The sequence below is a fragment of the uncultured Roseovarius sp. genome, assembly GCF_913054395.1.
Lineage (GTDB): Bacteria > Pseudomonadota > Alphaproteobacteria > Rhodobacterales > Rhodobacteraceae > Roseovarius.
Window position 1 is genome coordinate 1 of the sequence record NZ_CAJXIP010000009.1, and the last position, 24837, is coordinate 24837.

The window sequence follows — 24837 nt, forward strand, 5'->3', positions numbered from 1 at the left end:
CCCCCAACCAAAGCGTTATGAGCGCTCTGCTCTAACCAATTGAGCTACAGGCCCGACCTGTTTGCCCTCGTAAAAGGTGGCGCTCGGGGCGTCAAGGCTTTCACATTGCGAAGGTGCTGCCGATGGTCTAACCGGGTCGCAGCGAAAGACGGAGCACAGTCATGACCGATAAGAAGACGGGTATAACCTACGCCGATGCGGGTGTTGATATTGATGCGGGCAACGCGCTTGTCGAGCGGATCAAACCCGCCGCCAAACGGACCGTGCGCCCGGGCGTGATGTCGGGCCTTGGCGGGTTCGGCGGGCTGTTTGATCTCAAGGCGGCCGGATATGACGACCCGATCCTTGTGGCAGCCACCGATGGTGTCGGCACCAAGCTTCGGATTGCGATTGATACCGGGCATGTCGATGGCGTTGGCGTCGATCTTGTGGCGATGTGTGTCAATGACCTGATTTGTCAGGGTGCAGAACCGCTGTTCTTTCTGGATTACTTTGCCACCGGCAAGCTTGAGCTGGATCAGGCGGCACGCATCATCGAGGGCATCGCGCGTGGCTGCGAAGGTTCTGGCTGTGCCCTGATCGGCGGCGAGACTGCGGAAATGCCGGGCATGTACCCCAAGGGCGATTTCGATCTGGCGGGCTTTGCCGTCGGCGCGATGGAGCGCGGCCGGGATCTGCCGCGTGATATCGCTGAGGGCGACGTTCTTTTGGGACTGGCCAGCGATGGCGTGCATTCCAACGGCTACAGCCTTGTGCGCCGCATCGTCGAGATGTCTGGCCTTGGCTGGGGCGATGATTGCCCCTGGGCGACGGGCAGCCTTGGCGCGGCCCTGCTGACGCCGACGCGGCTTTATGTGCGCTCGGTTCTGGGCGCGATGAAGCAGGGCGGGGTCAAGGGCATGGCCCATATCACCGGTGGTGGCGTGACCGAGAACCTGCCGCGCGTTCTGCCCGAGGGGCTTGCGGCGACGGTCGATCTTGGGGCATGGCAATTGCCGCCGGTGTTCCGCTGGCTGGCCGAAACCGGCGGCATGGCCGAGGGCGAGCTGCTCAAGACCTTCAACTCGGGGCTCGGCATGATCGTGGTCGCCGACCCGGCAAAGGCTGCTGCGGTCAAGGGGGCGCTGGAAGGGGCGGGCGAAACCGTTTCCGAGATCGGCCATGTCACGCGCGGCGACGGAACGGTAAGCTATACGGGTGCCCTTCTGTGAGCAAACGCGTCGCGATTTTTCTGTCCGGTGGCGGGTCGAACATGCGCAGCCTTGTCGTCGATATGGCGGGCGATCACCCGGCGCGCCCGGTTCTTGTGCTGTCAAACCGCGCCGATTCGGGCGGGATTGAATGGGCGAGGGGGCAGGGAATCGCGACAGAAGTGGTTGATCACCGCCCCTTCAAAGGCGACCGCGCCGGTTTTGAGGCCGAGATCGCCGCGCGGCTGGTGCCGTATGACATTGACCTGATTTGCCTTGCGGGGTTCATGCGTGTTCTGACGGCGGGGTTTGTCGGGCCGTGGCAGGGCAGGATGCTTAATATCCACCCCTCGCTTTTGCCGAAGTATCGCGGCCTTAATACCCATGCCCGCGCGCTTGAGGCGGGCGAGAGCGAGGCCGGCTGTACCGTGCACGAGGTCACCGCAGAGCTTGATGACGGCCCCATCCTTGGACAGGCGCGCGTGCCGATCCTGGGAGATGACACGCCCGAAACCCTCGCCGCGCGGGTTCTGGAGCAGGAACATATCCTTTACCCGGCCGTTTTGCGGCGCTTTGCAGCGGGCGACCGCACCCCGCTTTTCCTGCCCTGAGTGTGACCTGACGGTCCGGGGCATTCCATTTCGCCACTATCTGACCTATACCGCGCCCGGGACACCGCAGGGCACACACAAAAAGAGCAAGATCACCCGGATGAAAACCATCACCACGACCGAAGAGCTGGCCCAGTATTGCGCCATGGCCGCAGAGCATGACTATGTAACCGTCGACACCGAGTTTCTGCGCGAGCGCACCTATTATTCCAAGCTCTGCCTGGTGCAGCTTGCGGTGCCGGGCACCGATGACGACAGCGCCGTTCTGGTCGATCCGCTGGTTGGGGAAATGTCGCTTGAACCGCTTTACGACCTGTTCCGCGACACCTCGGTCGTAAAGGTTTTTCATGCCGCGCGACAGGACCTGGAGATTTTCTTTGTCGATGCCGGGGTGATTCCCGATCCGCTGTTTGACACGCAGGTTGCGGCGATGGTCTGTGGCTTTGGCGAACAGGCGGGGTATGAGACTCTGGTGCGCAAGATCTGCAAGCAGCAGGTCGACAAGACCTCGCGGTTCACCGACTGGTCGCGCCGTCCTCTGACCGATGCACAAAAATCCTATGCACTGGCCGATGTGACGCATCTGCGTCTGGTCTACGAATACCTGGCCAAGAAGCTTCAGACGACGGGGCGTGACATATGGGTCGCCGAAGAACTGCGCGTGCTGACCAATCCGGGCACCTACCGGGTGGAGCCGACAGAGGCCTGGAAACGGATCAAGACGCGCAACACCTCTGGCAAATTCCTGGCGGTGGTGCGCGAACTGGCCCGTTTTCGCGAGGGATACGCCCAGTCGCGCGATGTGCCGCGCAGCCGGGTCTATAAGGACGATGCCTTGGTCGAACTGGCGTCGACCAAGCCCCAGACTCTTCAGGATCTTGGCCGCTCGCGGCTTTTGATGCGCGAGGCCCGCAAGGGCGAGATCGCCGATGGCATCCTTGCGGCGGTCAAGACGGGGCTGGCCTGCCCGCCCGAGAAAACCCCGAAAGTCGATGCCAGCAATGACAAGTTGCAGGTCAACCCGGCGCTGGCCGATCTGTTGCGGGTCTTGCTCAAGGCCAAGACCGAGGATTACGGGGTGGCCTCCAAGCTTATTGCCTCGGCCTCTGATCTTGATCTGATGGCGGCGGGCAAGCGCGATGTGGCAGCCTTGCAGGGCTGGCGGTTTGATGTGTTCGGGCGCGATGCCATGCGCCTCTGCGATGGTGAAATCGCATTGGCGGTCAAAGGCCAGTCGATTGAGGTGGTCGATCTTTAACAGGGACTAGCGGGTGCTGCTGCGTTCGTTGCGCGCGCCGGTCACGATGATGGTGCGGGCTTCTTCCAAAGTCTGGGTCGAGATGAACTCGGCCACATGTACGGTGCGCGCACGCTCCGAGCCCTGAGGCTGGTTTTCCGGCTGGAGCGCCAGAAGTTTGTAGCGGAGCACGCCATTGACCGGCTCGCCCTTGTTGTCGGCAACGAGGCGCACGTCAAACGCCCCCTGACGCATGCTTAGCCCGGTCACACGTATGATGGCGCCGTCGGTTGTACGCTCGATCTTCATCTCGGTGATCTGGTCCACTGGCGTGCCGAGGTAGACCTCGGCCTTGTTGCGGCGGAAAATGCTGTCTTGCTTGACCGGAATGAGCGGGTTCACGTTTTCCGCAGGCGCCGTCGCCACCGGGCGTGATTTGCTTTTGCCGAACCAGTTGGCCGGGTTGACCCGCGAGTCGCGCAGACCGCCACAGCCCGCAAGAAGCATTGAGGAAACCATCGTGAGAGCAAGAAGGATGCGCATCAGTACCGCCTTTGACATCTTTTCCCTCGGTTACCCTATCCGGGCAGGGTTGAAAAGGTGCAAGCTGGGGCTGGACGTCGATCAACGCGGCGCCTAGGTCATAAGGCAAGCAAGAAGGAGCATGCGATGGCCACGGAAACCTTTGAAGAGATTGTCGACGATTTCGAGTTTCTCGAGGATTGGGAAGACCGCTATCGCTATGTCATCGACTATGGCAAGGCGATGCCGGGACTTGACGAGGCGCTGAAGGTGCCCGCAACCAAGGTCGACGGCTGTGCCAGCCAGGTCTGGCTGCATCCGCGCATCGACGCCGGGCGGTTCAGCTTTGAGGGCGACAGCGATGCGATGATTGTGCGCGGGTTGATCGCGGTGCTGCGCGCGCTTTACAATGGCCTGCCGCTGGCCGAGGTCGTCAAGGTAGATGCGCCGGGAGAATTGGCGCGGCTCGGGCTTAATGACCATCTGTCCGCGCAACGCTCGAACGGGCTGCGGGCGATGATCGAGCGCATCCGGCTGGTGGCAAGCGAGGCGGCCTGACCTGGCGGAGCGCCTGTGGCGCAGAGGTATGGCGTAATGAGGGGTTTCACCCCTCAAACTCCCCAGAGTATTTAAGGAAAGATGAACCTAATCAGTGTTTTGCGGATTGACGTTCAAGTGATTTGGCAAGGTCCCCATATCCGGTGAAGCGATGCTCGAACCGCAGGCCGAGCCGGTCGGCGCAGGCGCGCGCCTTGACGATCAGAGCCGGGTCGTCGGTCTGGGCCTGGTAGATCAGGGTGGTGTAATTTCCGAAAATCATGTCGCGCAGTTCGGGATGGCGATCGAGGCCCATCGGTTTCCAGACGAAGGCATCGAACTGCCGGACCAGGAAATCGGTCAGGAAAAACGCGGTCATATCGGCGTCACCGCGTTCGGCAAAGCGGTCATTGCCTTCGAAAAACGAATAGCAATGCGGCCCCTCGACCATCTCGACGCCAAGTTCGGCGCATTTTGTCTGAAGCTCACCGCCGGTGCCGCAATCGGCATAGACCACGAAGATATGATCATAGGCAGCGCGGTGCTTGAGCACGGCCTCTTCCACTGCGGCGGTGATCTTTTCGGGGTAGAGGTGAAGTTTGGCGGGCAGGCAGGTCAGATCCATGTGATCCCAGCCATTGAGCCGCTTGAGCGTCAGGATTTCATGCGCCAGGGCGCCGCAGGCGATCAACAGGATGCGCCCGCCATTGCGCGCCTCCAGGCCATGTTGGGTCAGCGTGTCATCGCTAGGCAGATCGGTCATTGGGTCTCCGGTACGAAAAACGGCCCGCGAAGGACGCGGGCCGTTAAGCTTGAAATCAGAGGTTCAGCTTAGCCAGCGGCCAGTTTGTTGTGTTTGCGCGCCATGAAGTCCTTGGCGGTTTCCACGGCCACGGCGGCATCGCGGCAATAGGCATCTGCGCCGATTGCCTTGCCGAATTCTTCGTTCAGCGGGGCGCCACCGACAAGAACAACGTAATCATCGCGCTTGCCCTGTTCAATCATCGTGTCGATCACGACCTTCATATAGGGCATCGTGGTGGTCAAAAGCGCCGACATGCCAAGGATGTCGGGGGCCTCGGTCTCGAGCGCCTCGATGTATTTTTCAACCGGGTTGTTGATGCCGAGATCAACCACTTCGAAACCGGCGCCTTCCATCATCCTGCTGACGAGGTTCTTGCCGATGTCGTGGATGTCGCCCTTGACGGTGCCGATCACCATCTTGCCGACGCGCGGGGCGCCGGTTTCGGCCAGAAGCGGTTTGAGGATGGCCATGCCGCCCTTCATCGCGTTGGCGGCCAAAAGCACCTCGGGGACGAAGAGAATGCCGTCGCGGAAATCCTTGCCGACGATGGTCATGCCGCCCACAAGCGCCTCTGTCAGCACCTGATAGGGCTGCCAGCCACGCTCAAGAAGGATGTTCACGCCTTCCTCGATCTCTTCTTTCAGACCGTCGTAAAGGTCGTCAAACATCTGCTGAACAAGTTCTTCATTGTCCAGGTCCGACAGGATGATGTCGTCTTCTTGGTCAGACATTACGCAAATCCTTGATTGCTGTGCGTGAAGGCACGGAGTGTTGGTTTCTTATGCAGCTTTCGTCAATTTGTCGCGGTTTCACTTTCCGGAATACGACACTGGCTGCGCTGCAACCGACTTATAGCGATGAATTGTGGGCCGACACACTGCAAACTTGTCATGATCTATATAAGTCTGTTGCATATGTTCCCCTTATGTTCCATTAATCGTCAATGGCTGAGAGTGAAACGATACCACCGGACCTGCGGATCAGGGCGCGCGGCGCCTGTAGCAATGCCGCCGGGCGCTATGAGAAAAGCCAGACGCGCTTTGACGCGGACGGATGGGCGCAAGAGGTGGGGGATAATCTGCTGTGCACCCATGTCACGACCGAGGTCGCGCGCCGGATCATTACCTATAACCGCTCGCCCGACCTGCCGTTTGACCGGTCTGTCAATCCTTATCGCGGCTGTGAACATGGATGTATCTATTGTTTTGCCCGTCCAACGCATGCCTGGCTTGGAATGTCGCCGGGGCTCGATTTTGAAACCCGGCTGATTGCGCGGCCGAATGCGTCAACTCTGTTGGATAAAGAGTTACGCCACCCGCGCTATGTGCCGCGCCCGATCGCCATCGGCACGAATACTGATCCCTATCAGCCGATAGAGCAGGAGCAGGCTATCACGCGGGCCTGCCTTGAGGTGCTGCGGCGCTTTAGCCATCCGGTGGCGATTGTGACCAAGGGCACATTGATTGAGCGTGATCTTGATATCCTGGCGGATATGGCAGGCCAGGGGCTGGTGCGGGTTGGTATTTCGGTGACCTCGCTTGATGCGGACCTGGCGCGCAGGCTTGAGCCGCGCGCACCGTCGCCCAAGCGCCGGCTGGCCACGATTCGCGCGTTGAGCGATGCAGGCGTGCCGGTGCGTCTCATGACCTCGCCGATCATTCCGGGGCTGACGGATCACGAGATCGAGGCGCTGCTTGCTGCCGGGCAGGAGGCCGGGGCGGATGCGGCCAGCTGGATCATGCTGCGCCTGCCGCTGGAGGTCGCGCCGCTGTTTCAGGAGTGGTTACAGGCGCATTACCCCGACCGCGTCAACCGGGTGATGAACCGGGTACGCGAAATGCATGGCGGCAAGGACTATGAGGCCGAATGGGGCAGACGGATGCGCGGAACCGGCGTTTATGCCCGCCTTATCGCCCGCCGGTTCGAGGCGGCGGCGGCGCGGCTTGGGTTGAGTGGTGACCAACCGGGGCTGCGGCTCGATCTTTTCGAGCGCCCTTTTGAGAAGGGCGCCCAGATGTCGCTTTTCGGGTGACGCGCTTGTCAGACCTTATGAGCGCTGTGTTTATGCGCGCCGACGCCGTGTGCGGCGCGGCTCTGGCGTGTCATCGCCGGTGCCATCCGCCGCCGAGGAAAACGGCCCAAGCGCATCGGTGATCTGATCCAGCGTCGGTCGCTCGCCAAGCGGGCGGGTTTCCAGCGCCTCGCGCATTTTGGACAGGTGCTCGGGCATGGTGCCACAGCAGCCGCCAATGATCGTCGCGCCCGCATCGCGCGCCAGAACCGCATATTCGGCCATCAGATCGGGGGTTCCGTCATAATGGATATGCCCGTCATGGTATTTCGGGATACCGGCGTTTCCCTTCGCAATGATCGGTCGCTCGCTGCCTTGCGCGACAAACCCAAGCACGGTGCGCAGCAGATCGGATGCGCCGACCCCGCAATTGGCGCCATAGGCCAGCGGCGGATTGGCCAGCTTTTCCACCATCGTCACCATATCGGCCGAGGTCAGCCCCATCATCGTGCGCCCGGCCGTGTCAAAGCTCATCGTGCCACACCACGGCATATCCGCAAGTTTGAACGCCTCGGCGGCGGCCTTGTATTCTTCGGGGGCGGAAATCGTTTCAAGCCAGAGCACATCGGCCCCGCCTTCCTTCAGGCCCTCGGCCTGTTCGTGAAAAATCTCCACCGCCAGCTCGTGGGTCAGCGCACCCATCGGGGCCATGATCTCTCCGGTTGGGCCGACAGAGCCGGCCACGATCACCGGGCGGTCATAGCGGTCGGCAACCTCGCGGCCAATTTCGGCGGAAATGCGCGACAGTTCGCCCGCGCGTTTCTCCGCACCATGCAATTTGAGTCGCGCAGCGTTGCCGCCAAAGGAGTTGGTCAGGAACAGGTCACTTCCCGCATCGACCGCCTGTTTGTACAAACGCTCGATCCGGTCGGGGTGCTGATCGTTCCACATCTCGGGGGCATCCCCCGATTGCAGGCCCATGTTGAAAAGATTCGTCCCAGTGGCGCCGTCGGCAAGGATCCAGTCGCGCGCGGCCAGCATTTGGGAAAAGGCATTTGTCATCGGTACATCCCGGATAAAGTCACCGCGTGTCCTGTCACGAATGATGCTTTTGCGCAAACTCATTTTCTTCATGACAATTGTGAGGCCGCTTCCGATTGGCCGCAGATGCCCCCGGATGCAGCGCCCCGGTCACAAGCTGCACCATCCGCCGAAAGGTGGGGGCCCATCGGCCTGGCGGTCGAATATGCAAATAAGAAAGGCGCACCCGTCGGGGCGCGCCTTGCAAAGGTCAACAGGGCAAAATCCCTTAGACTTCTTTCATAAGCTGGTCTTTGGCGATCCGGAGCAGCTCTGCCATCTTGCCGCGGATGGTGTCGGCATCGGCGATATCGCCAAGGTCGGCGGCAACTTTGCGCACCACGTCCTCGTGGCCGGCCTCTTCGAAATCGGCCTTGACGACCTCTTTTGCATAGGCGTCGGCGTCATCGCCGGTCTTGCCCAGAAGCTCTGCCGCCCAAAGGCCCAAAAGCTTGTTGCGGCGGGCCTCGGCGCGGAATTTCATTTCCTCGTCATGGGCGAATTTGTTTTCAAATGCGTTTTCGCGTTCGTCAAAAGTGGTCATAGGTCCATTCCCCATTAGCAAGGCGGTGATGTTTTATCAGATATGCAATCCTGCGCGTCAAAGGGCAAGGGGCCAACGTGATCTTGCGACAATGCTGCCCATGCACTATGAGGACGCAACGGTACGGGGGACTCGGCCCCTGACCCAACCGGCGGAGTTGGCATGGCGCGGCGCAAGAAAATCTACGAAGGCAAGGCGAAGACCCTTTATGAAGGGCCTGAACCCGGTACGATCATTCAATATTTCAAGGATGACGCCACGGCGTTCAACGCCGAGAAAAAGGCCGTCATCGAAGGCAAGGGCGTGCTCAACAACATGCTTTCGGAATATTTCATGACCGGTCTGAACACGATCGGCGTGCCGACGCATTTCATCAAACGCATCAATATGCGTGAGCAACTGGTGCGCGCCTGCGAAATCGTCCCGCTTGAAGTGATCGTGCGCAACTATGCCGCAGGCACCATGGCCAAGCGGCTTGGCATCGAAGAGGGCACGCAACTGCCGCGCCCGATCGTCGAATATTGCCTCAAGGACGACGCGCTTGGCGATCCGCTGGTGACCGAAGAACATATCGCGGCCTTTGGCTGGGCCAGCCAGCAGGACATGGACGACATCCTGAGCCTTGCACTTCGGGTCAATGATTTCATGGCCGGCGTGATGTTCGGTATCGGCATCAAGCTGGTTGATTTCAAGATCGAGATCGGCCGCGTCTATGACGGTGATTTCCAGCGCCTGATCATCGCCGACGAGATCAGCCCCGACAGCTGTCGCCTGTGGGATATCGAGACCGGTCGCAAGCTTGACAAGGACGTGTTCCGCCGTGATCTCGGCAGCCTAACGGATGCCTATAGCGAAGTGGCAAACCGTCTTGGCATCATGCCCAAAGGCGCCACCCCGATGGCACGTCCGACGCTGATCAACTGAATGCGGGCCTGTGCCCGATGACCATCCGGCGCGCCGCGCCGCCAAAAGACATAGGAAAGACGCCATGAAAGCTCGCGTGCATGTCATGTTGAAAAACGGGGTTCTCGATCCGCAGGGCGAGGCCGTGCGCCACGCGCTCGGGTCCTTGGGCTTTGACGGGGTGAACGGTGTTCGCCAGGGCAAGGTGATCGAGCTTGACCTGTCCGAGACCGACGCCGCCAAGGCAAAAGAGACAGTGACCGCCATGTGCGACAAGCTTCTCGCCAATACCGTGATCGAAAGCTACAGCGTGGAGATCCTCTGATGCATGCCGCCGTCATCGTCTTTCCCGGCTCGAACTGTGACCGTGACCTGGCCGTCGCTTTTGAGCGCGCAGGCGCGCGGGTGTCGATGGTCTGGCACAAGGATACGGACCTTCCGCAAGGGGTTGATATCATCGGCGTTCCGGGCGGGTTCTCGTTTGGCGACTACCTGCGTTGCGGGGCGATTGCGGCCAATTCCCCGATCTGCCGGTCGGTGATCGGACATGCGAAAAAGGGCGGTTATGTGCTTGGCGTCTGCAACGGTTTTCAGGTGCTGACGGAAACCGGTCTGTTGCCCGGTGTCCTGCTGCGCAACGCGGGGCTGAAATATATCTGCAAGCCGGTGTCGCTTACCGTGGAAACCGCCGATAGCGCGTTCACCCATGGCTATGCTGCAGGCAGCCATATCACCATTCCGATTGCCCATCACGATGGCAATTACTTTGCCGATGCGGACACCCTTGACCGGCTTGAGGGCGACGACCGGGTGGCCTTTACCTATGACGACAATCCTAACGGGTCGGCCCGCGACATCGCCGGTATCCTGTCGGAGAACCGCCGGGTTCTCGGCATGATGCCGCATCCCGAGCGGATGGCAGAGCCGCTTCAGGGTGGCACCGATGGCGCGCCGATGTTTGCATCGCTGGTGGACCAGCTTGCTCTCGCCTGAGCCTCTGGCGCGCTGCACCCCGTTGCCTGGCACCTTGAGGCGCGCGCGCTTGCGCCCTAGACTTTAGGCTATGAACACCTCATTGAGCAAACCCCCGCTACCGCGGACGCGCACCATAAGCTGGCGCGCGCGCCTGGTGCTTTTGGTGCTTGTGGTGCTGGCGGTATCGGTGGTGGTGATCACCAACCGGCTGTTGACCGACCGCTTTACCGAAAACACCCGCAACCGCGCCGAATTGCGCCTTGTGCTTTATAGCGGCAACCTGCTGAGCGAGTTGCGCCAGAACGCGATTGTGCCCCAGCTTCTGGCGCGCGACCCGGCACTTATCCGTGCGCTGAGTACCTCTGATTATGCTCAGTCCACGCAGCGGCTCATTTCCTTTCTCAGCGAGATCGGCGCCGCCTCGTTGACATTGCTCGACAAGGACGGGCGTACCGTCGCCGCGACAGAGCGAAGTTCGCTTGGCAAGTCTTTGAAACAAGAGCCGTATTTTGTAGATGCGCTGCGATCCAGGGATACCGTTTTCAAGGTGTTGCGCCAGGAATCCGGGCAATACAACTTTTACTATTCGCGCCGGATCGACACCCAGAACGAGGTGCTTGGCGTGATCCTTGTCGAGGTCGACCTGCGCAAATACGAGCGGGCCTGGGCGGGGATTTCGGATGCGGTGATGGTCACCGACAGCGAGGGCCAGATCATCCTTGCGACCGAGCCCCGCTGGCGCGGTGTGACCGAGGCCGACGCCCTGCGCCGCGAGCCCGCCAACAGTGCGATCCAACGCGCCATTCAGGCCACCGCCGACTGGACCGCGCTTCCGCCCGATGCCTATGTGCGTGGCGAGGCGGTGATGCGGGTCGAGGGACGGGTGGCGTTTCGTGGCTGGCGGATCGCGAGTTTCACCACCTATGCCGCGGTTCGCGACAAGGTAAACGGTTATCTTGCGCTTGAAATCATGGGTTTTGCGATTCTCCTGGCGCTTGCGTTTTACTTTCTGAACCGGCGCACGGTCCTGCGGATGACGCTGTTTCAGCGGGAATCGGCAGAGCTTCGCGCATTGAACGCCCGCCTCCAGCGGGAAATCGCCGAGCGTCAGAGGGTGCAGGAGAACCTTGCCGTGGCCGAACAGACGCTTCAGCAAAGCTCGAAACTGGCGGTGCTGGGCGAGATGTCGGCGGCTGTCAGCCACGAGTTGAACCAGCCTCTGGCGGCGATGAAAACCTACCTTGCCGGCGCCCGGCTTTTGCTGACCCGCAACCGCCCGGACGAGGCGCTGTCGTCGTTCCAGCGGATCGACGACCTGATCGAGCGGATGGGCGTGATCACCAAACAGCTCAAGTCCTATGCGCGCCAGAGCGGCGACACGTTCGAGCCTGTAAACATGGGCGATGCGCTTGCCTCGGCGCTTGCGATGATGGAACCGCAACTGCGTCTGCGCAAGGTCAGGATCGACCGCACCCTGCCCAGTGAACCGGTGATGATCATGGGCGATCGGGTACGGGTGGAACAGGTGATGATCAACCTGTTGCGCAACGCCATGGATGCCACCGAAAACGTCGAGGATGCGACCATCGACATCCTCCTCGCCGCAGGCGAAACCGCGATCCTGACAGTGCGCGACAATGGCACCGGAATTGTCAACTTCGAGAACCTCTTCGAGCCGTTTTACACCACCAAGCTTCCCGGTGACGGGGTTGGGTTGGGGCTTGCCATTTCATCGGGTATCGTGAACGACCTTGGGGGCCGCCTGACGGCGCGCAATGCGACCGGTGGGGGGGCTGTATTTGAGATGCAACTTCCTATCTTACAGGAAGACCCCGAAGAGACCCGTGCAGCGGAGTGAAGCAAAATGCCAAGTGCGATGAAAATTGCGATTGTTGACGATGAAAAAGACATGCGTCAGTCGATCAGCCAGTGGCTGGCCCTGTCGGGCTATGACACCGAGGCCTTTCCAAGTGCCGAAGAAGCGCTGAAATCGCTTGGGGCGGATTATCCCGGTATCGTCGTCACCGACATCAGGATGCCCGGCATGGACGGCATGCAGTTCCTCAAAAAGCTGATGGGCGCGGATTCAAGCCTGCCGGTGATTATGATCACCGGACATGGCGATGTGCCGATGGCGGTCGAGGCGATGCGGATCGGCGCGTTCGATTTTCTGGAAAAGCCGTTCAACCCCGACCGCATGACCGAACTGGCCAAGAAGGCCACCAATGCACGCCGCATGACCCTTGATAGCCGCGCCCTGCGCAAAGAGCTGTCGGATGGCGGCCAGCTCATGAAAAAACTGATTGGCACAAGCCAGGCGATGGAGCGGCTGAAAGAGGACATCCTTGATCTGGGGCAGGCCGATGGCCACGTCCTGATTGAGGGCGAGACCGGCACCGGCAAGACGCTCGTGGCGCATGCCCTTCATGCGGTCGGTGCACGTGCCGGCAAGAAATTCGTCTCCGTGTCCTGCGCCGCCTTCGAGGAAGACGCGCTGATCAAGCGACTGTTTGGCCCGATGCAGCCCGACGACAACCAATTGCCCGCCGTTGAAGAGGCGCGCGGTGGCACGCTTGTGCTTGAGGATATTGAATCCCTGTCCGAGGCCGCGCAGGCCCGACTTCTGACCCATATCAACCAGGACGGCACCCCGCCCGAAACCCGGATTGTCGCCATTTCCAACATGCAGGACGAGGGCCGCACCTGTGAAGACGCGTTGCGCCCGGATCTGTTTTACCGGCTGGCCTCGCTGCGTATCACCCTGCCGCCGCTGCGCCAGCGGGGCGAGGATATCCTGACGCTGTTCACCCGGTTCAGCGACCAGTTTGCCGATGATTACGGCTGTGATGCGCCACAGGTTTCGGCACAGGAGGCGACCCAGCTTTTGCAGTCTCTATTGCCCGACAATGTGCGCCAGTTGTTCAACGTGGCCGAGCGCGCGGTGTTGCAATCGCGCCGTGGCAGCGGCACCATCGCCTCGCTTCTGATCTCGGATCATCAGGACATGCAGCCGGTGATGACCACCGAGGGCAAGCCGCTCAAGGAATATGTCGAGGCCTTCGAGAGGATGCTGATCGACAACACGATGCGCCGCCACAAGGGATCAATCGCGGCGGTGATGGATGAATTGTGCCTGCCGCGCCGCACGCTGAATGAAAAAATGGCGAAATACGGTTTGCAGCGCTCCGACTATCTCTGAGCGTGCAATCGGTCTGTTTGGCATTTTGGCCATTGTAATTACTCTATATGACGCTTTAGTGTAAAAGCATCGAGAGGTGTGCATTGACGCACCTCTCGCGAGAGTTTCGCTGTTGGATGCGCGTCAAGGGTGATTGCCCACCGTTCCCAACAGACCGATTGGGCCCTTTAGAACGGGCCAAATACACGCCTGACCCCTGAAATTCGGGGTGGTCAGGCCCTGAATTGGCGCCCTTACGGGTGCCGGAGTAGAAGAACCGCGATGAAGCGCGCGACACATCAAATCGTCATGGCCGGGGCCGGTATCGGCACCCTTGGCTGCGCGCACGCTATCGCCCTTATCAGACATCTCCCGCAACACGCCGCTCCTCCGGGGCAGGTGCCTGCGCCGCGATGCAAACGGAAAACATGGCTAAGAAAATGCTCATTGATGCCACCCACGCGGAAGAAACCCGCGTTGTGGTGGTCGACGGAAACAAGGTCGAGGAATTTGATTTTGAATCCGAAAACAAACGCCAACTTGCAGGCAATATCTATCTAGCAAAGGTTACACGGGTCGAACCGTCGCTTCAGGCGGCGTTCATCGACTATGGCGGCAATCGCCACGGGTTCCTTGCCTTTTCGGAAATCCACCCCGATTACTATCAGATTCCGGTCGCCGATCGCGAAGCTCTGATGGAAGAAGAGCGCGCCTATGCCGAGGCGCAATCCGAGGAAGAGGAAAAGCCCAAGCGGCGCACCCGCTCACGGTCCCGCACCAAAGCCAAGGCGGAAACCACCAAGTCCGATGACGCGGTGGTGAATGCCGAGATTTCCGGCATGGAAACCATCGATCTCGAGGACGAGAGCGAAGAAGGCTCGTCGCCGATGGAGCGTGTCGCCGAAACCCCCGTGGAAGAGCCCGAAAGCGAATCCGCAGAGGCGCAAACCGCAGAGGCCGATGCCACCGACACCGGTGAAGATGGCCAGGACGACGACAGCGATAGCGATGGTGACGATACCACCAACACACGTGACCATGCGTCGCGCGATGACGACATCGAATCCGTTGCCGATGAAGACGACAGCGAAGACATCCGCCCGGTGCGCAAACCGCGTCCGCGTCGCTACAAGATTCAGGAAGTGATCAAGGTCCGCCAGATTCTTCTGGTGCAGGTCGTCAAGGAAGAACGCGGCAACAAAGGCGCGGCACTGACCACATATCTTAGCCTCGCAGGCCGCTATTGCGTGCTTATGCCCAATACCGCGCGCGGTGGCGGCATCAGCCGGAAGATCACCAATGCCGTTGATCGCAAGAAGCTCAAGGAGATCGCCAACGAGATCGACGTGCCAAGTGGTGCCGGTCTTATCGTGCGCACCGCCGGGGCCAAACGCACCAAGGCCGAGATCAAGCGCGATTACGAATATCTTCAACGCCTCTGGGAACAGATCCGCGAGCTGACGCTGAAATCCATCGCGCCGGCCAAGATCTACGAGGAAGGCGACCTGATCAAACGTTCGATCCGCGACCTTTACAACCGCGACATCGACGAGGTTCTGGTCGAGGGCGAACGCGGATATCGCATCGCCAAGGACTTCATGAAGATGATCATGCCGTCCCATGCCAAGAACGTGAAACATTACGTCGATCAACAGCCGCTCTTCGCGCGCTATCAGGTCGAATCCTACCTGTCGGGCATGTTCAATCCCACGGTTCAGCTCAAGTCCGGCGGCTATATCGTCATCGGCGTGACCGAGGCGCTTGTCGCCATCGACGTCAACTCTGGCCGGGCCACCAAGGAAGGTTCGATCGAGGAAACCGCGACCAAGACCAACCTTGAGGCCGCTGATGAGGTCGCCCGCCAATTGCGCCTGCGCGATCTGGCCGGCCTGATCGTCATCGACTTTATCGACATGGACGAGCGCCGCAACAACTCGGCCGTCGAAAAGCGCATGAAGGACAAGCTCAAGACCGACCGCGCGCGCATTCAGGTCGGGCGGATTTCCGGCTTTGGCCTGATGGAAATGTCGCGTCAGCGCCTGCGCCCCGGCATGATCGAGGCGACGACCCAGCCCTGTCCGGCCTGTCACGGCACTGGTCTGATCCGTTCGGATGACAGTCTTGCGCTGTCGATTCTGCGCCAGATCGAGGAAGAGGGCGTGCGCCGCCGCTCGCGCGAGGTTCTGGTTAAATGCCCGGTGGGCATCGCCAACTATCTTATGAACCAGAAGCGCGAACATGTGGCCGGGATCGAAACCCGCTATGGGCTGTCGGTGCGTATCGAGGGTGACCCCACCCTTGTCAGCCCCGATTTCACGCTTGAAAAGTTCAAGACAGCGACCCGTGCCGTGCCTGAAATGGTCGTGCCGCAATTCGTTTCGGCCAACAGCTCTTTGATGGAAGACCTTGAAGAAGAGGTCGAAGAGGATGTGACCACGGACGAGGGCGAGGCTGACGCCGAGGCCCCCAAGGGCAATGGGGATACGGGCGGTGAAGACGGTGAAAAGCCGAAAAAACGGCGTCGTCGGCGTCGTCGTCGCTCCAAGTCGGGTGGCAATGGTCAGGACGACAACGGCGAGAATGCTGATAACGGTCAGGCCGAAGAGACAAGCGAAGAACCCGCGCCCGAGGCTGATGCCACGCCCGTAGAACCGGCCGCAGAGACCGCAGCCGAGCCCGAGGCCGAGGAAAAGCCCAAGCCCAAGCGCACGCGCAAACCTCGCAAAAAGCCCGAACCGAAGGTGGCCGAAACCACAGAGGCCACAGAGGCCGAGGCGGCAGAGACCAGTGCCGAGGCAGAGGCGCCCGCCGCCGAGGCAGAGCCCAAGCCGAAACCCAAGCGCACCCGTGCGCCGCGCAAGAAGAAAGAGCCCGAAGTGACGGCCGCGCCTGCCGCCGAGGCCCCGATCGAAGCGCCGGTCGAGCCCGCGCCCGAGGTGACCCCCGAAGTAACCCCGGAGGCAGCACCAGAGCCCACTCCGGAACCGGTTGCAGCGGTGGTAGAGCCCGAGCCGGAACCCGCACCCGTTGCCGCCGCAGAGCCTGCGCCGGTGGTCGAAGAGACCGCAGAGCAGGAGGCCAAGCCGAAACGGCGCGGCTGGTGGTCACTTGGCAGCTAAGCCAGGGCCCTGACAGGAAAACAACAAACGCCGCGCCCTGAAAAGCGCGGCGTTTTGGCTTTGCGCGCCCCAGAGAGTCCCCAACATGCGCATTCAACACGCCAAAGCGGATCGCATGACGTCGAATGAAGGCGCCACGCGCTAGGATTTGCGGATGATATAGGTCTGAACGCCGTCCGCCTCTTTGGCCTCGACAAGGTCATGCCCGGCCTCGGCGCAGAAATGCGGCACGTCGATCACCGCCGCCGGATCATCGGCCTGCATCGCGATCAGATCGCCAACTTCAAGCGATTTCAACCGCTTGCGCAGTTTCAGAACGGGCAGGGGGCATAAAAGCCCGGTGGCATCCAGCGTGTCTTTCGGTGTCATACCCGCCAGATAGCGGCCTTGTTACAGCCTGTCCACAAGGATGTGACGCAATGCCGGGTGACGCGCGGCTTTGAACGGGCTATGTCACGAGGCATGTTTGGAATCGAAATCATAGACGCCGGTCTTTTGCCCGCGATGATCGTGGCCCTGATGGCCGGGATCATCTCATTCCTGAGCCCCTGCGTGCTGCCGATCGTGCCACCTTATCTTGCCTATATGAGCGGGGTCAGCCTGAGCGAGCTGTCCGACGGCTCGGGCAAGCGCGCCCGCGCGGTTGTGCCGGCCCTGTTCTTTGTCCTGGGCCTTTCGACAGTGTTCCTGTTCCTGGGATTTACGGCCTCGGCCATCGGCACGGTGTTCTTGCAATACCAGAGCTATTTCAACACGGTAGCGGGCGTTCTTGTGATGGCGTTCGGGGCGCATTTCATCGGCATCTACCGGATTTCCTTTCTTGATCGCGAAGCCCGGATTGATGCCGGGGATCAGGGCGGATCGTCCTTTGGCGCCTATATCCTGGGGCTGGCCTTTGCCTTTGGCTGGACACCCTGCATCGGCCCGCAGCTTGGCGCGATCCTGTCGCTTGCGGCCTCTGAGGCCAATGTGGCGCGCGGCACAACCCTTTTGGCGGTCTATGCCATCGGACTTGGCGTGCCGTTCCTTCTGGTGGCGGCCTTCCTGCCGCGTCTGACCGGGCTCATGGGGTGGATGAAACGCCACATGGAACAGATCGAGCGGGTCATGGGCCTGTTGCTCTGGACGATCGGCCTTCTGATGCTGACCGGCGGCTTTTCGGCATTTTCCTTCTGGCTGCTTGAAACCTTTCCGGCGCTTGCGGTGCTCGGTTAAGTCTTACTCTTGCCAAGGTCCTGCGCTAGGCTTGCCCGCGCAAGAGGTAAGGTATGAGCAGCCATAACGCCCCCGAGGTGCGCCGCAGGCGTGTGTTTTACATTCCGGGATATGATCCCATTCCACCCCGCCGCTACCGCGAGCTTTACCGCAAGGAAAGCGCCGCGCAGGCGGGGCTGTCGGGCTATGACATCGCGCTTGGTGGGGGCACATCCGGCGCGCGCTTTGGCTGGACGGTGGAGGCAAATTTTAATGGCAAGACCGTGCAGAGCGAGGTCGCGGTGCTGGTCTGGTCCGATATCGTCAAGGACAGCATGGCACGCGGGATCGCCGCCACCTATCTGCAACTGATCCGCACGGCGGCAACCTATATCGGCTCGGGGGCGCTGTTCCGGCTGATGCGGTTGCGCAAGGGGCCGGTGATCGCGGCGCTTTACCCGGTCGGCTTTCTTATCGTGCAACTGGTGCTCGCGCTGCTGTTGGCCTGGGGGCTTGGGCACCTCCTAGCCCTCTGGCAGCCCTGGGCAGCCTGGGGCGGGCTTTTGGTCGTGCCGCTGGTGCTCGAATGGTTCCGGCGCATGGATGGCCGGTTTTTCGCCTATTACCTGATGCATGACTACGCCTATTCGGCGCGCCACCTCGGGGCCAACCCGCCCGAGCTTGAGGCGCGCCTTGCCGAGTTTGCCACCGAAATCGCAGAGGCGCTGACGCAGGACAGCGACGAGGTGCTGGTGGTCGGGCACTCTTCCGGCGCACATCTCGGGGTGTCGATCCTGGCCGATCTCATCCGCGCGGGCAGGGTGCCCGAGAACGGCCCGGCGCTGTCGTTCCTGTCGCTGGGGCAGGTGGTGCCGATGGTGTCTTTCCTGCCGCGTGCGCATCGGCTGCGCGCCGATCTTGCCTATCTTTCGGCCCGCGATGAACTGACCTGGGTGGATGTCACCGCGCCGGGCGACGGTTGTGCCTTTGCGCTTTGCGATCCGGTGGCCGTGACCGGCGTTGCCCCGGCTGGCAAGCGCTGGCCGCTGGTTCTGTCGGCGGCCTTTTCCCAAACCCTAAGTCCCGAGCGCTGGAAGGCGCTGCGGTGGCGGTTTTTCCGGCTGCATTTCCAGTACCTCTGTGCCTTTGATCGCCCCGGCGATTATGATTACTTCCAGATTACCGCGGGCCCGGTGAGGCTTGGCGCCCGGTTTGCCGGGCGCGCGCCCTCCAAAAGCCGAATTGAGCGGCCGACCTCTGGTTATCGGGACATGACACCGTGACCCTGCCGCCAAAACCAAGCCCGCGCGCGGGGCGGGTGTCGCTCTGGCGCTATTTGCGGTTGTTTCGCGAGGACATTCTCTCGGCCCAGCCCGCGCGGCTCTATCGCGCGTGGATGGCCGAATTCCGCACGCCGTTCTTTCGCTCTTACCTCTGCAATCAGCCCGAGTTGATTGATCTGGTCCTCAAGCAGCGGCCCGATGATTTCCCGAAATCCGACCGCATCGGCGAGGGATTGCGCCCGCTGTTGGGGCAATCGGTCTTTGTGACCAATGGCGATCTGTGGAAGCATCAGCGCCGCATCATTGATCCGGCCTTTGAGGGCGGGCGCCTGCGCGATACCTTTGATGCCATGGTCAGGGCCGGGCAGGGCGCCGTTGCGCGACTAGGGCCGCTGGCCACCGGCAAGCCGGTCGAGATCGAGGCCGAAGCCAGCCATGCGGCGGCGGATGTCATCTTTCGCACGCTGTTTTCGATCCCGATAGAAGACGGCACAGCCACCCGCGTATTTGACGAATTCCGCGCCCACCAGCGGAGCCAGCCGGTGTTGAACCTTGCCGCTTTCGTGCCCCTGCCGCGCTGGTTTCCCCGCTTTCATCGTCGCCGGACGCGCCAGACCGCGCGTGCCATTCGTGCGCTGATCACCGGGTTGACCGAGGCCCGGAAGCAGCAGATCACCAATGGCACCGCGCCAGACGATCTTGCCGCCAAGATCATGACCACCGCCGACCCGGTCACCGGTCAGCGGTTTCAGACCGAAGAAATGGTAGATCAGGTGGCTATCTTTTTCCTGGCCGGGCATGAAACCAGCGCCTCTGCGCTGGCCTGGGCGCTTTACCTCTTGGCGATGCACCCCGAGTGGCAGGCCAGGGTCGCCGCCGAGGCGCAGGCCGTGACCGGCGCGCGCAGCCCGGAATTTGGCGATATGGCGCGGCTTCGGGTTGCGCGTGATGTCTTTCGTGAGGCGCTTCGGCTTTATCCTCCGGTGCCGATGATGGTGCGCGAAACCACCTGTCCCGAGCGCTTTCGCGACCGTGACATTCCGACCGGATCACAGATCGTGCTTAGCCCCTGGCACCTGCACCGCCATGAGCGGCTTTGGGATGACCCCGACGGCTTTGACCCGGCGCGATTTCAGACCGAGAATGGCAAGATCTGCCTGCGCGGTGCCTATATGCCGTTTTCAGCAGGGCAGCGGGTCTGTCCCGGCGCCGGGTTTGCAATGATCGAAGGGCCACTTTTGCTGGCGATGCTGGTGCGGGCCTATCGGTTTGAGATCGTGGCCGAGCGCCCCGCCGTGCCGGTGGCGCATCTGACAGTGCGCGGGCGCGACGGGATATGGCTTGCCATCCACCCGCGCGCGCCGCTTGAAAAATAGCTGCATCGCCCCTTTGCAAGCCGCCCGGCAAGCCCTATATGTGTCCTGTCTCTTCGGGGACTATGGACATAAACGCGCTCGTAATAAGCGGATCGGACCCGGGGGCGGTACCCGGCGACTCCACCAATAATCCCTTCATTTGGGGGATCCTGGGGTCGAAACAGGATCGACGAACGTCTAAAGGGGTATGCTTTGTCTCGGTGAGGTACCACCGTTATCGGTCCGAAAAGTACAATTGCAAATGACAATCGTGCTCCGGTAGCTCTCGCAGCGTAAGCTGTTAGACAAGCCGAAACTTAAGCCCTTGCGCCTAGCCGCGTAAGGCGGGGTTCGCAGGCACCTGGCAACAGAAGCCTGCACTTACCCCCAAAAACCTGACCCCGATTGACAGGCCCCTGCAATCGTGCAGATATCGCCCTAGCGATCCTGCGGGCCCTCTGTGCGAGGCCCTGATTGAAAGCCGCCTTCATCGGGCACCCGGCCAAAGGGTGCCTCTTGTCAGGTCTGAGTGACATCGCTGCCGGAAACTCTCGCCAGGCAAGGTGAAAAGCGCGATGCAAGGCCCTGAATTCTCACATATGTTCCGGGTCTTTGGACGCATCGGCCTGTTGTCATTTGGCGGCCCTGCGGCGCAGATATCAATGATGCACGAAGACCTCGTTGTGCGCCACAAATGGCTCAGCGAGCAGCAATTCCTTGGTGCGCTGTCGTTCTGCATGCTGTTGCCGGGCCCCGAGGCGATGCAATTGGCGACCTATGCGGGCTGGCGCTTGCGCGGGGTGCCCGGCGGGTTGATGGCGGGGTTGTTGTTCGTGCTGCCGGGGGCATTTGTCATTCTGGCCCTGGCATTGGGATATGCCTATTACGGTCAGCTGCCGCTGGTGCAGGCGCTGTTTCTGGGGGTCAAGGCGGCGGTCGTGGTGATCGTGCTTCAGGCGCTGTTGAACCTCGCACGCCGCGCGCTTGTCGGGCGCCAGAGCTGGGTCCTGGCGGTGCTTGGCTTTGCGGCAATGTTCTTCTTGTCGGTGCCCTTTCCGCTGATTATCGGCGCGGCGGCGATGTGGGGCTATCTGGCAAGCCGGGGGCAGGTGAACAGGCCATCCCCGACGACGCCGGTGCCGCTGGCCGCGACCCTGCGCACGGCCACCCTTTGGGGCGCTCTCTGGGGGGCGCCGATTGTCGTGGCATGGGCGCTTGGGGCGGCTTTTCTGACCGATCTTGCGCTGTTCTTCAGCAAATTGGCGCTGGTGACCTTTGGTGGCGCCTATGCGGTGCTGGCCTATATGACCGAGACCGTCGTCGCGACCAAAGGCTGGCTGAGTACGGCCCAGATGATCGACGCGCTTGGTCTGGCCGAAACCACGCCGGGGCCGCTTATTCTCGTGACCGAGTTTGTCGGTCTCCTCGCGGGCTTTGCCCAAGGCGGGCCGGGGCAGGCGGTTCTGGCCGGGGCGCTGACGCTCTGGGTGACGTTTACACCTTGTTTCCTGTGGATTTTCACCGGAGCGCCCTATATCGAACGACTGCTTGAGCGGCCTCGTCTCAAGGGCGCACTGGCCGGGATTTCGGCGGCGGTGGTCGGGGTCATCGCGAATCTGTCGGTGTGGTTTGCGCTTCATGTTCTGTTCAAACGCGTTCAGCAGACACGGTTTGGCCCGGTGCCTGACCTGACAAGCTTTTCGCCGCTCAGCCTTGTCATGATGGTGATCGCCGGCGTCTTCCTGCTTGGTCTGCGCCAGTCGATGCTGCGGGTTTTGGCGGGAATGGTGCTGTTTGCTGGGGCTATCTATGGTTTGCGATAATCCGGCGCATTGCGGTCTTTTGTTTTGGATCGAATCCCCTATGCTGGATCGCAGCAATTCGCCGGGGTAAACAATGTCTCGCTCAATAGATTATGGAAATTTGATGCATCGGGCCATGCGCGGCCTGATTCAAGAGGTTTTGACCGGCGTTCGCGACAACGGTCTGCCCGGTGCGCATCACTTTTTCATCACCTTCGACACCACCCATCCCGATGCAAAGCTCGCCGATTGGCTGAAAGAGCGGTATCCGTCGGAAATGACCGTCGTGATGCAGCATTGGTATGACAATCTTGAGGTTACCGATGACGGGTTTTCGGTCACGCTGAATTTCGGCGATGCGCCAGAGACACTTTATGTTCCCTATGATTCCATTCAGACATTTGTCGATCCTTCGGTCGAATTCGGCCTGCGGTTTGAAACCCAGGATGGCGATGATGACGAGGACGGCGATGACGATCCTTCTGATCCGTCAAGCCTGGAGGTCGAGCCGGAAAAGACCGAGGCCGATGTCGTCAGTCTGGACAGTTTCCGTAAATAACCCGACCTCACCTTGGTGTTCAGGCGCGACACAATACTGTATCCCGTAGTATACAGTATTGATCTTTCCGTTGCGTGCGGTATGAACGGCACAAACCGCCAGAGAGAGGCTTTGCCATGACCGCGACCCGCACCGAAACCGATAGTTTTGGCCCGCTTGAAGTTCCTGCAAACAAATATTGGGGCGCGCAGACACAGCGCTCGGTCCTCAATTTCCCGATCGGCTGGGAGAAACAGCCCGTCGCCATCGTGCGCGCTCTCGGCGTGATCAAAAAGGCCTGCGCGCAGGCGAACATGGCCTCGGGCAAGCTTGACCAGACCCTTGGCAATGCGATTGTAGAGGCCGCAGGCGAGGTGATCGAGGGCAAGTTCGACGACAACTTTCCGCTTGTCGTCTGGCAGACCGGATCGGGCACGCAATCCAACATGAATGCCAACGAGGTGATCGCCAACCGCGCGATCGAAATCCTCGGCGGCGTGATCGGCTCCAAGGATCCGGTGCATCCCAATGACCATTGCAACATGGGCCAGTCGAGCAACGATACCTTCCCCACTGCCATGCATATCGCCACCGCGATGAGCGCGCGCGACGTGCTTTTGCCGGGGCTGGAAAAGCTGTTGGCAGGGCTTGATGCCAAGGCTGAGGAATTCAAGGACATCATCAAGATCGGCCGCACCCATACCCAGGATGCCACGCCGCTGACCCTTGGGCAGGAATTCTCGGGCTATGCCCATCAGATCCGTCAGGGGATTGCCCGGATCAAGGCCACGCTGCCTGGTATCTACGAACTGGCGCAGGGCGGCACCGCCGTCGGCACCGGCCTGAATACGCAAGCGGGCTGGGGCGAAACCGTGGCCGCCAATATGGCCGCGATCACGGATCTGCCGTTCGTCACCGCGCCCAACAAGTTTGAATCGCTCGCCGCGCATGACGCGATGGTGTTCATGTCCGGCGCGCTGGCGACAGTGGCCGGCTCTTGCTACAAGATCGCCAACGACATCCGGTTTCTGGGCTCCGGTCCGCGGTCGGGCCTGGGCGAGCTGATCCTGCCCGAGAACGAGCCGGGCTCTTCGATCATGCCAGGCAAGGTCAACCCGACCCAGGCCGAGGCGCTGACCCAGGTCGCGGCGCATGTCATGGGCAATGACGCGGCAATCAAGTTCGCCGGAAGCCAGGGGCATTTCGAATTGAACGTCTATAACCCGATGATGGCCTATAACCTTTTGCAGTCCATTCAGCTTTTGGGGGACGCCGCCGATAGCTTTACCGAGCGGATGCTGAACGGCATCAAGGCCAACGAGCCGCGGATCGACAAGCTGATGAAGGAAAGCCTCATGCTGGTCACAGCACTTGCACCGACTATCGGCTATGACAACGCGACCAAGGTGGCCAAGACCGCGCATAAGAACGGCACAACCCTCAAGGAAGAGGCGATTGCCCTTGGTCTTGTCGATGCCGAAACCTTTGACCGTGTCGTGCGCCCGGAAGACATGATTGGCCCGAAATGACTTCGGGGCCGGTCAATCTGAACCGGTTCCGGAAAGACAAGGCGCGGGCCAGAGACAAGGCCCGCGCTGATGAAAACGCCGTGAAATTCGGGCGCAGCAAGGCGCAAAAGGATATTGAAAAGGCGCGCGCCGACAAGGCCGCGCGCGATCTTGATCAGCTCAAGGGCGAGGAATGAGCACCCGCCCGGTCAAGCATTCGCTGACCCTGCGGGGCCATCGCACCAGCGTATCCCTTGAGGCCGAATTCTGGCAGGCGTTCCGCGAGATCTCTGCCGAAAAACAGATACCGATAAACGCCCTGGCCGCCGAAATTGATGCGGATCGCGGCGTTGATATCGGGCTGGCCTCGGCGATCCGGCTTTACGTTCTGCGCCATTACCGCAACCGCTAGCGCAACGAAAAATGGCGCCGCGGGATGCGGCGC

The 24837-nt window shown here is 61.0% G+C and carries 25 protein-coding genes and 1 other RNA gene; 20 read left to right on the forward strand and 6 right to left on the reverse strand.

Annotated elements, in window-relative coordinates; translation table 11 throughout:
- The first annotated feature begins 161 nt into the window (after nt 1-161).
- The 3 genes from purM to rnd all read left to right on the forward strand — a co-directional run bounded on the left by purM (nt 162) and on the right by rnd (nt 3059).
- Nucleotides 162-1211, forward strand: a complete 1050-nt coding sequence (gene purM / locus QZ522_RS02220) for a phosphoribosylformylglycinamidine cyclo-ligase (RefSeq protein WP_294606980.1) — start codon at nt 162-164, stop codon at nt 1209-1211.
- Nucleotides 1208-1801: a phosphoribosylglycinamide formyltransferase gene (purN, locus tag QZ522_RS02225; protein WP_294606982.1), complete on the forward strand. Its 594-nt coding sequence runs from the start codon at nt 1208-1210 to the stop codon at nt 1799-1801. Before purM ends, purN begins: the two co-directional genes overlap by 4 nt.
- A 100-nt stretch (nt 1802-1901) precedes the next feature.
- Nucleotides 1902-3059, forward strand: coding sequence for a ribonuclease D (rnd, locus tag QZ522_RS02230; protein WP_294606984.1), 1158 nt, complete (start codon nt 1902-1904; stop codon nt 3057-3059).
- A 6-nt stretch (nt 3060-3065) separates the two neighbouring features.
- On the opposite strand, the gene QZ522_RS02235 is transcribed toward rnd, so the two are convergent.
- The gene (locus QZ522_RS02235; protein WP_294606986.1) at nt 3066-3581 is read right to left on the reverse strand and encodes a hypothetical protein; all 516 of its coding nucleotides are present in this window, start codon (nt 3579-3581) and stop codon (nt 3066-3068) included.
- Nucleotides 3582-3707: 126 nt separating this feature from the next.
- On the opposite strand from QZ522_RS02235, the gene QZ522_RS02240 reads away from it, so the two are divergent.
- On the forward strand, nt 3708-4118 hold the full coding sequence (locus tag QZ522_RS02240) for a SufE family protein (RefSeq protein ID WP_294606988.1): 411 nt from the start codon (nt 3708-3710) through the stop codon (nt 4116-4118).
- A gap of 91 nt (nt 4119-4209) precedes the next feature.
- On the opposite strand, the gene QZ522_RS02245 is transcribed toward QZ522_RS02240, so the two are convergent.
- On the reverse strand, nt 4210-4860 hold the full coding sequence (locus QZ522_RS02245; protein WP_294606990.1) for a DUF1638 domain-containing protein: 651 nt from the start codon (nt 4858-4860) through the stop codon (nt 4210-4212).
- 68 nt (nt 4861-4928) lie between these two features.
- Nucleotides 4929-5633, reverse strand: a complete 705-nt coding sequence (locus tag QZ522_RS02250) for a B12-binding domain-containing protein (RefSeq protein WP_294606992.1) — start codon at nt 5631-5633, stop codon at nt 4929-4931.
- 212 nt (nt 5634-5845) lie between these two features.
- Here QZ522_RS02250 and QZ522_RS02255 point away from each other — a divergent pair, with 212 nt between their 5' ends.
- A complete protein-coding gene (locus QZ522_RS02255) occupies nt 5846-6934 on the forward strand; it encodes a PA0069 family radical SAM protein (RefSeq protein WP_294606994.1) in 1089 nt (362 codons plus the stop codon).
- 30 nt (nt 6935-6964) lie between these two features.
- On the opposite strand, the gene bmt is transcribed toward QZ522_RS02255, so the two are convergent.
- Nucleotides 6965-7975 (reverse strand): betaine--homocysteine S-methyltransferase, encoded by a 1011-nt coding sequence (gene bmt / locus QZ522_RS02260; protein WP_294606997.1) that lies wholly within the window; start codon nt 7973-7975, stop codon nt 6965-6967.
- A gap of 247 nt (nt 7976-8222) precedes the next feature.
- Entirely contained in the window at nt 8223-8537 is a 315-nt protein-coding gene (locus tag QZ522_RS02265; RefSeq protein ID WP_294606999.1) for a DUF1476 domain-containing protein, read from the reverse strand.
- A 162-nt stretch (nt 8538-8699) separates the two neighbouring features.
- On the opposite strand from QZ522_RS02265, the gene purC reads away from it, so the two are divergent.
- The 6 genes from purC (at nt 8700) to QZ522_RS02295 (ending at nt 16712) form a co-directional block, all read left to right on the forward strand.
- Nucleotides 8700-9461, forward strand: a complete 762-nt coding sequence (gene purC / locus QZ522_RS02270) for a phosphoribosylaminoimidazolesuccinocarboxamide synthase (RefSeq protein ID WP_294607001.1) — start codon at nt 8700-8702, stop codon at nt 9459-9461.
- Nucleotides 9462-9525: 64 nt separating this feature from the next.
- Nucleotides 9526-9765, forward strand: coding sequence for a phosphoribosylformylglycinamidine synthase subunit PurS (gene purS / locus QZ522_RS02275; protein WP_294607003.1), 240 nt, complete (start codon nt 9526-9528; stop codon nt 9763-9765).
- Nucleotides 9765-10433 carry a phosphoribosylformylglycinamidine synthase subunit PurQ gene (purQ, locus tag QZ522_RS02280; protein ID WP_294607005.1) on the forward strand — a complete coding sequence of 223 codons (669 nt, stop codon included), beginning with the start codon at nt 9765-9767 and terminating at the stop codon, nt 10431-10433. The genes purS and purQ overlap by 1 nt, the downstream gene beginning before the upstream one ends.
- Before the next feature lie 70 nt (nt 10434-10503).
- Nucleotides 10504-12273 (forward strand): ATP-binding protein, encoded by a 1770-nt coding sequence (locus QZ522_RS02285; protein WP_294607007.1) that lies wholly within the window; start codon nt 10504-10506, stop codon nt 12271-12273.
- A gap of 6 nt (nt 12274-12279) precedes the next feature.
- The gene (locus QZ522_RS02290) at nt 12280-13614 is read left to right on the forward strand and encodes a sigma-54 dependent transcriptional regulator (protein ID WP_294607009.1); all 1335 of its coding nucleotides are present in this window, start codon (nt 12280-12282) and stop codon (nt 13612-13614) included.
- A gap of 407 nt (nt 13615-14021) precedes the next feature.
- On the forward strand, nt 14022-16712 hold the full coding sequence (locus tag QZ522_RS02295) for an Rne/Rng family ribonuclease (RefSeq protein ID WP_294607011.1): 2691 nt from the start codon (nt 14022-14024) through the stop codon (nt 16710-16712).
- A 141-nt stretch (nt 16713-16853) separates the two neighbouring features.
- On the opposite strand, the gene QZ522_RS02300 is transcribed toward QZ522_RS02295, so the two are convergent.
- Nucleotides 16854-17081 (reverse strand): sulfurtransferase TusA family protein, encoded by a 228-nt coding sequence (locus QZ522_RS02300; protein WP_294607013.1) that lies wholly within the window; start codon nt 17079-17081, stop codon nt 16854-16856.
- Nucleotides 17082-17174: 93 nt separating this feature from the next.
- Here QZ522_RS02300 and QZ522_RS02305 point away from each other — a divergent pair, with 93 nt between their 5' ends.
- From QZ522_RS02305 to QZ522_RS02345, 9 genes are all read left to right on the forward strand, one after another.
- Nucleotides 17175-17927 carry a cytochrome c biogenesis protein CcdA gene (locus QZ522_RS02305; protein ID WP_294607015.1) on the forward strand — a complete coding sequence of 251 codons (753 nt, stop codon included), beginning with the start codon at nt 17175-17177 and terminating at the stop codon, nt 17925-17927.
- A gap of 53 nt (nt 17928-17980) precedes the next feature.
- The gene (locus QZ522_RS02310) at nt 17981-19189 is read left to right on the forward strand and encodes a hypothetical protein (RefSeq protein ID WP_294607017.1); all 1209 of its coding nucleotides are present in this window, start codon (nt 17981-17983) and stop codon (nt 19187-19189) included.
- A complete protein-coding gene (locus QZ522_RS02315; protein WP_294607019.1) occupies nt 19186-20565 on the forward strand; it encodes a cytochrome P450 in 1380 nt (459 codons plus the stop codon). Before QZ522_RS02310 ends, QZ522_RS02315 begins: the two co-directional genes overlap by 4 nt.
- Before the next feature lie 8 nt (nt 20566-20573).
- Nucleotides 20574-20926, forward strand: a transfer-messenger RNA (tmRNA) gene (ssrA, locus tag QZ522_RS02320).
- A 193-nt stretch (nt 20927-21119) separates the two neighbouring features.
- Nucleotides 21120-22367: a chromate efflux transporter gene (gene chrA, locus QZ522_RS02325; RefSeq protein ID WP_294607022.1), complete on the forward strand. Its 1248-nt coding sequence runs from the start codon at nt 21120-21122 to the stop codon at nt 22365-22367.
- A gap of 73 nt (nt 22368-22440) precedes the next feature.
- Entirely contained in the window at nt 22441-22905 is a 465-nt protein-coding gene (locus tag QZ522_RS02330; RefSeq protein WP_294607024.1) for a ClpXP protease specificity-enhancing factor SspB, read from the forward strand.
- 116 nt (nt 22906-23021) lie between these two features.
- A complete protein-coding gene (fumC, locus tag QZ522_RS02335; RefSeq protein WP_294607026.1) occupies nt 23022-24413 on the forward strand; it encodes a class II fumarate hydratase in 1392 nt (463 codons plus the stop codon).
- On the forward strand, nt 24410-24589 hold the full coding sequence (locus tag QZ522_RS02340) for a DUF4169 family protein (RefSeq protein ID WP_294607028.1): 180 nt from the start codon (nt 24410-24412) through the stop codon (nt 24587-24589). Before fumC ends, QZ522_RS02340 begins: the two co-directional genes overlap by 4 nt.
- Nucleotides 24586-24804, forward strand: coding sequence for a ribbon-helix-helix domain-containing protein (locus QZ522_RS02345; RefSeq protein ID WP_294607030.1), 219 nt, complete (start codon nt 24586-24588; stop codon nt 24802-24804). Before QZ522_RS02340 ends, QZ522_RS02345 begins: the two co-directional genes overlap by 4 nt.
- Nucleotides 24805-24837 lie beyond the last annotated feature (33 nt).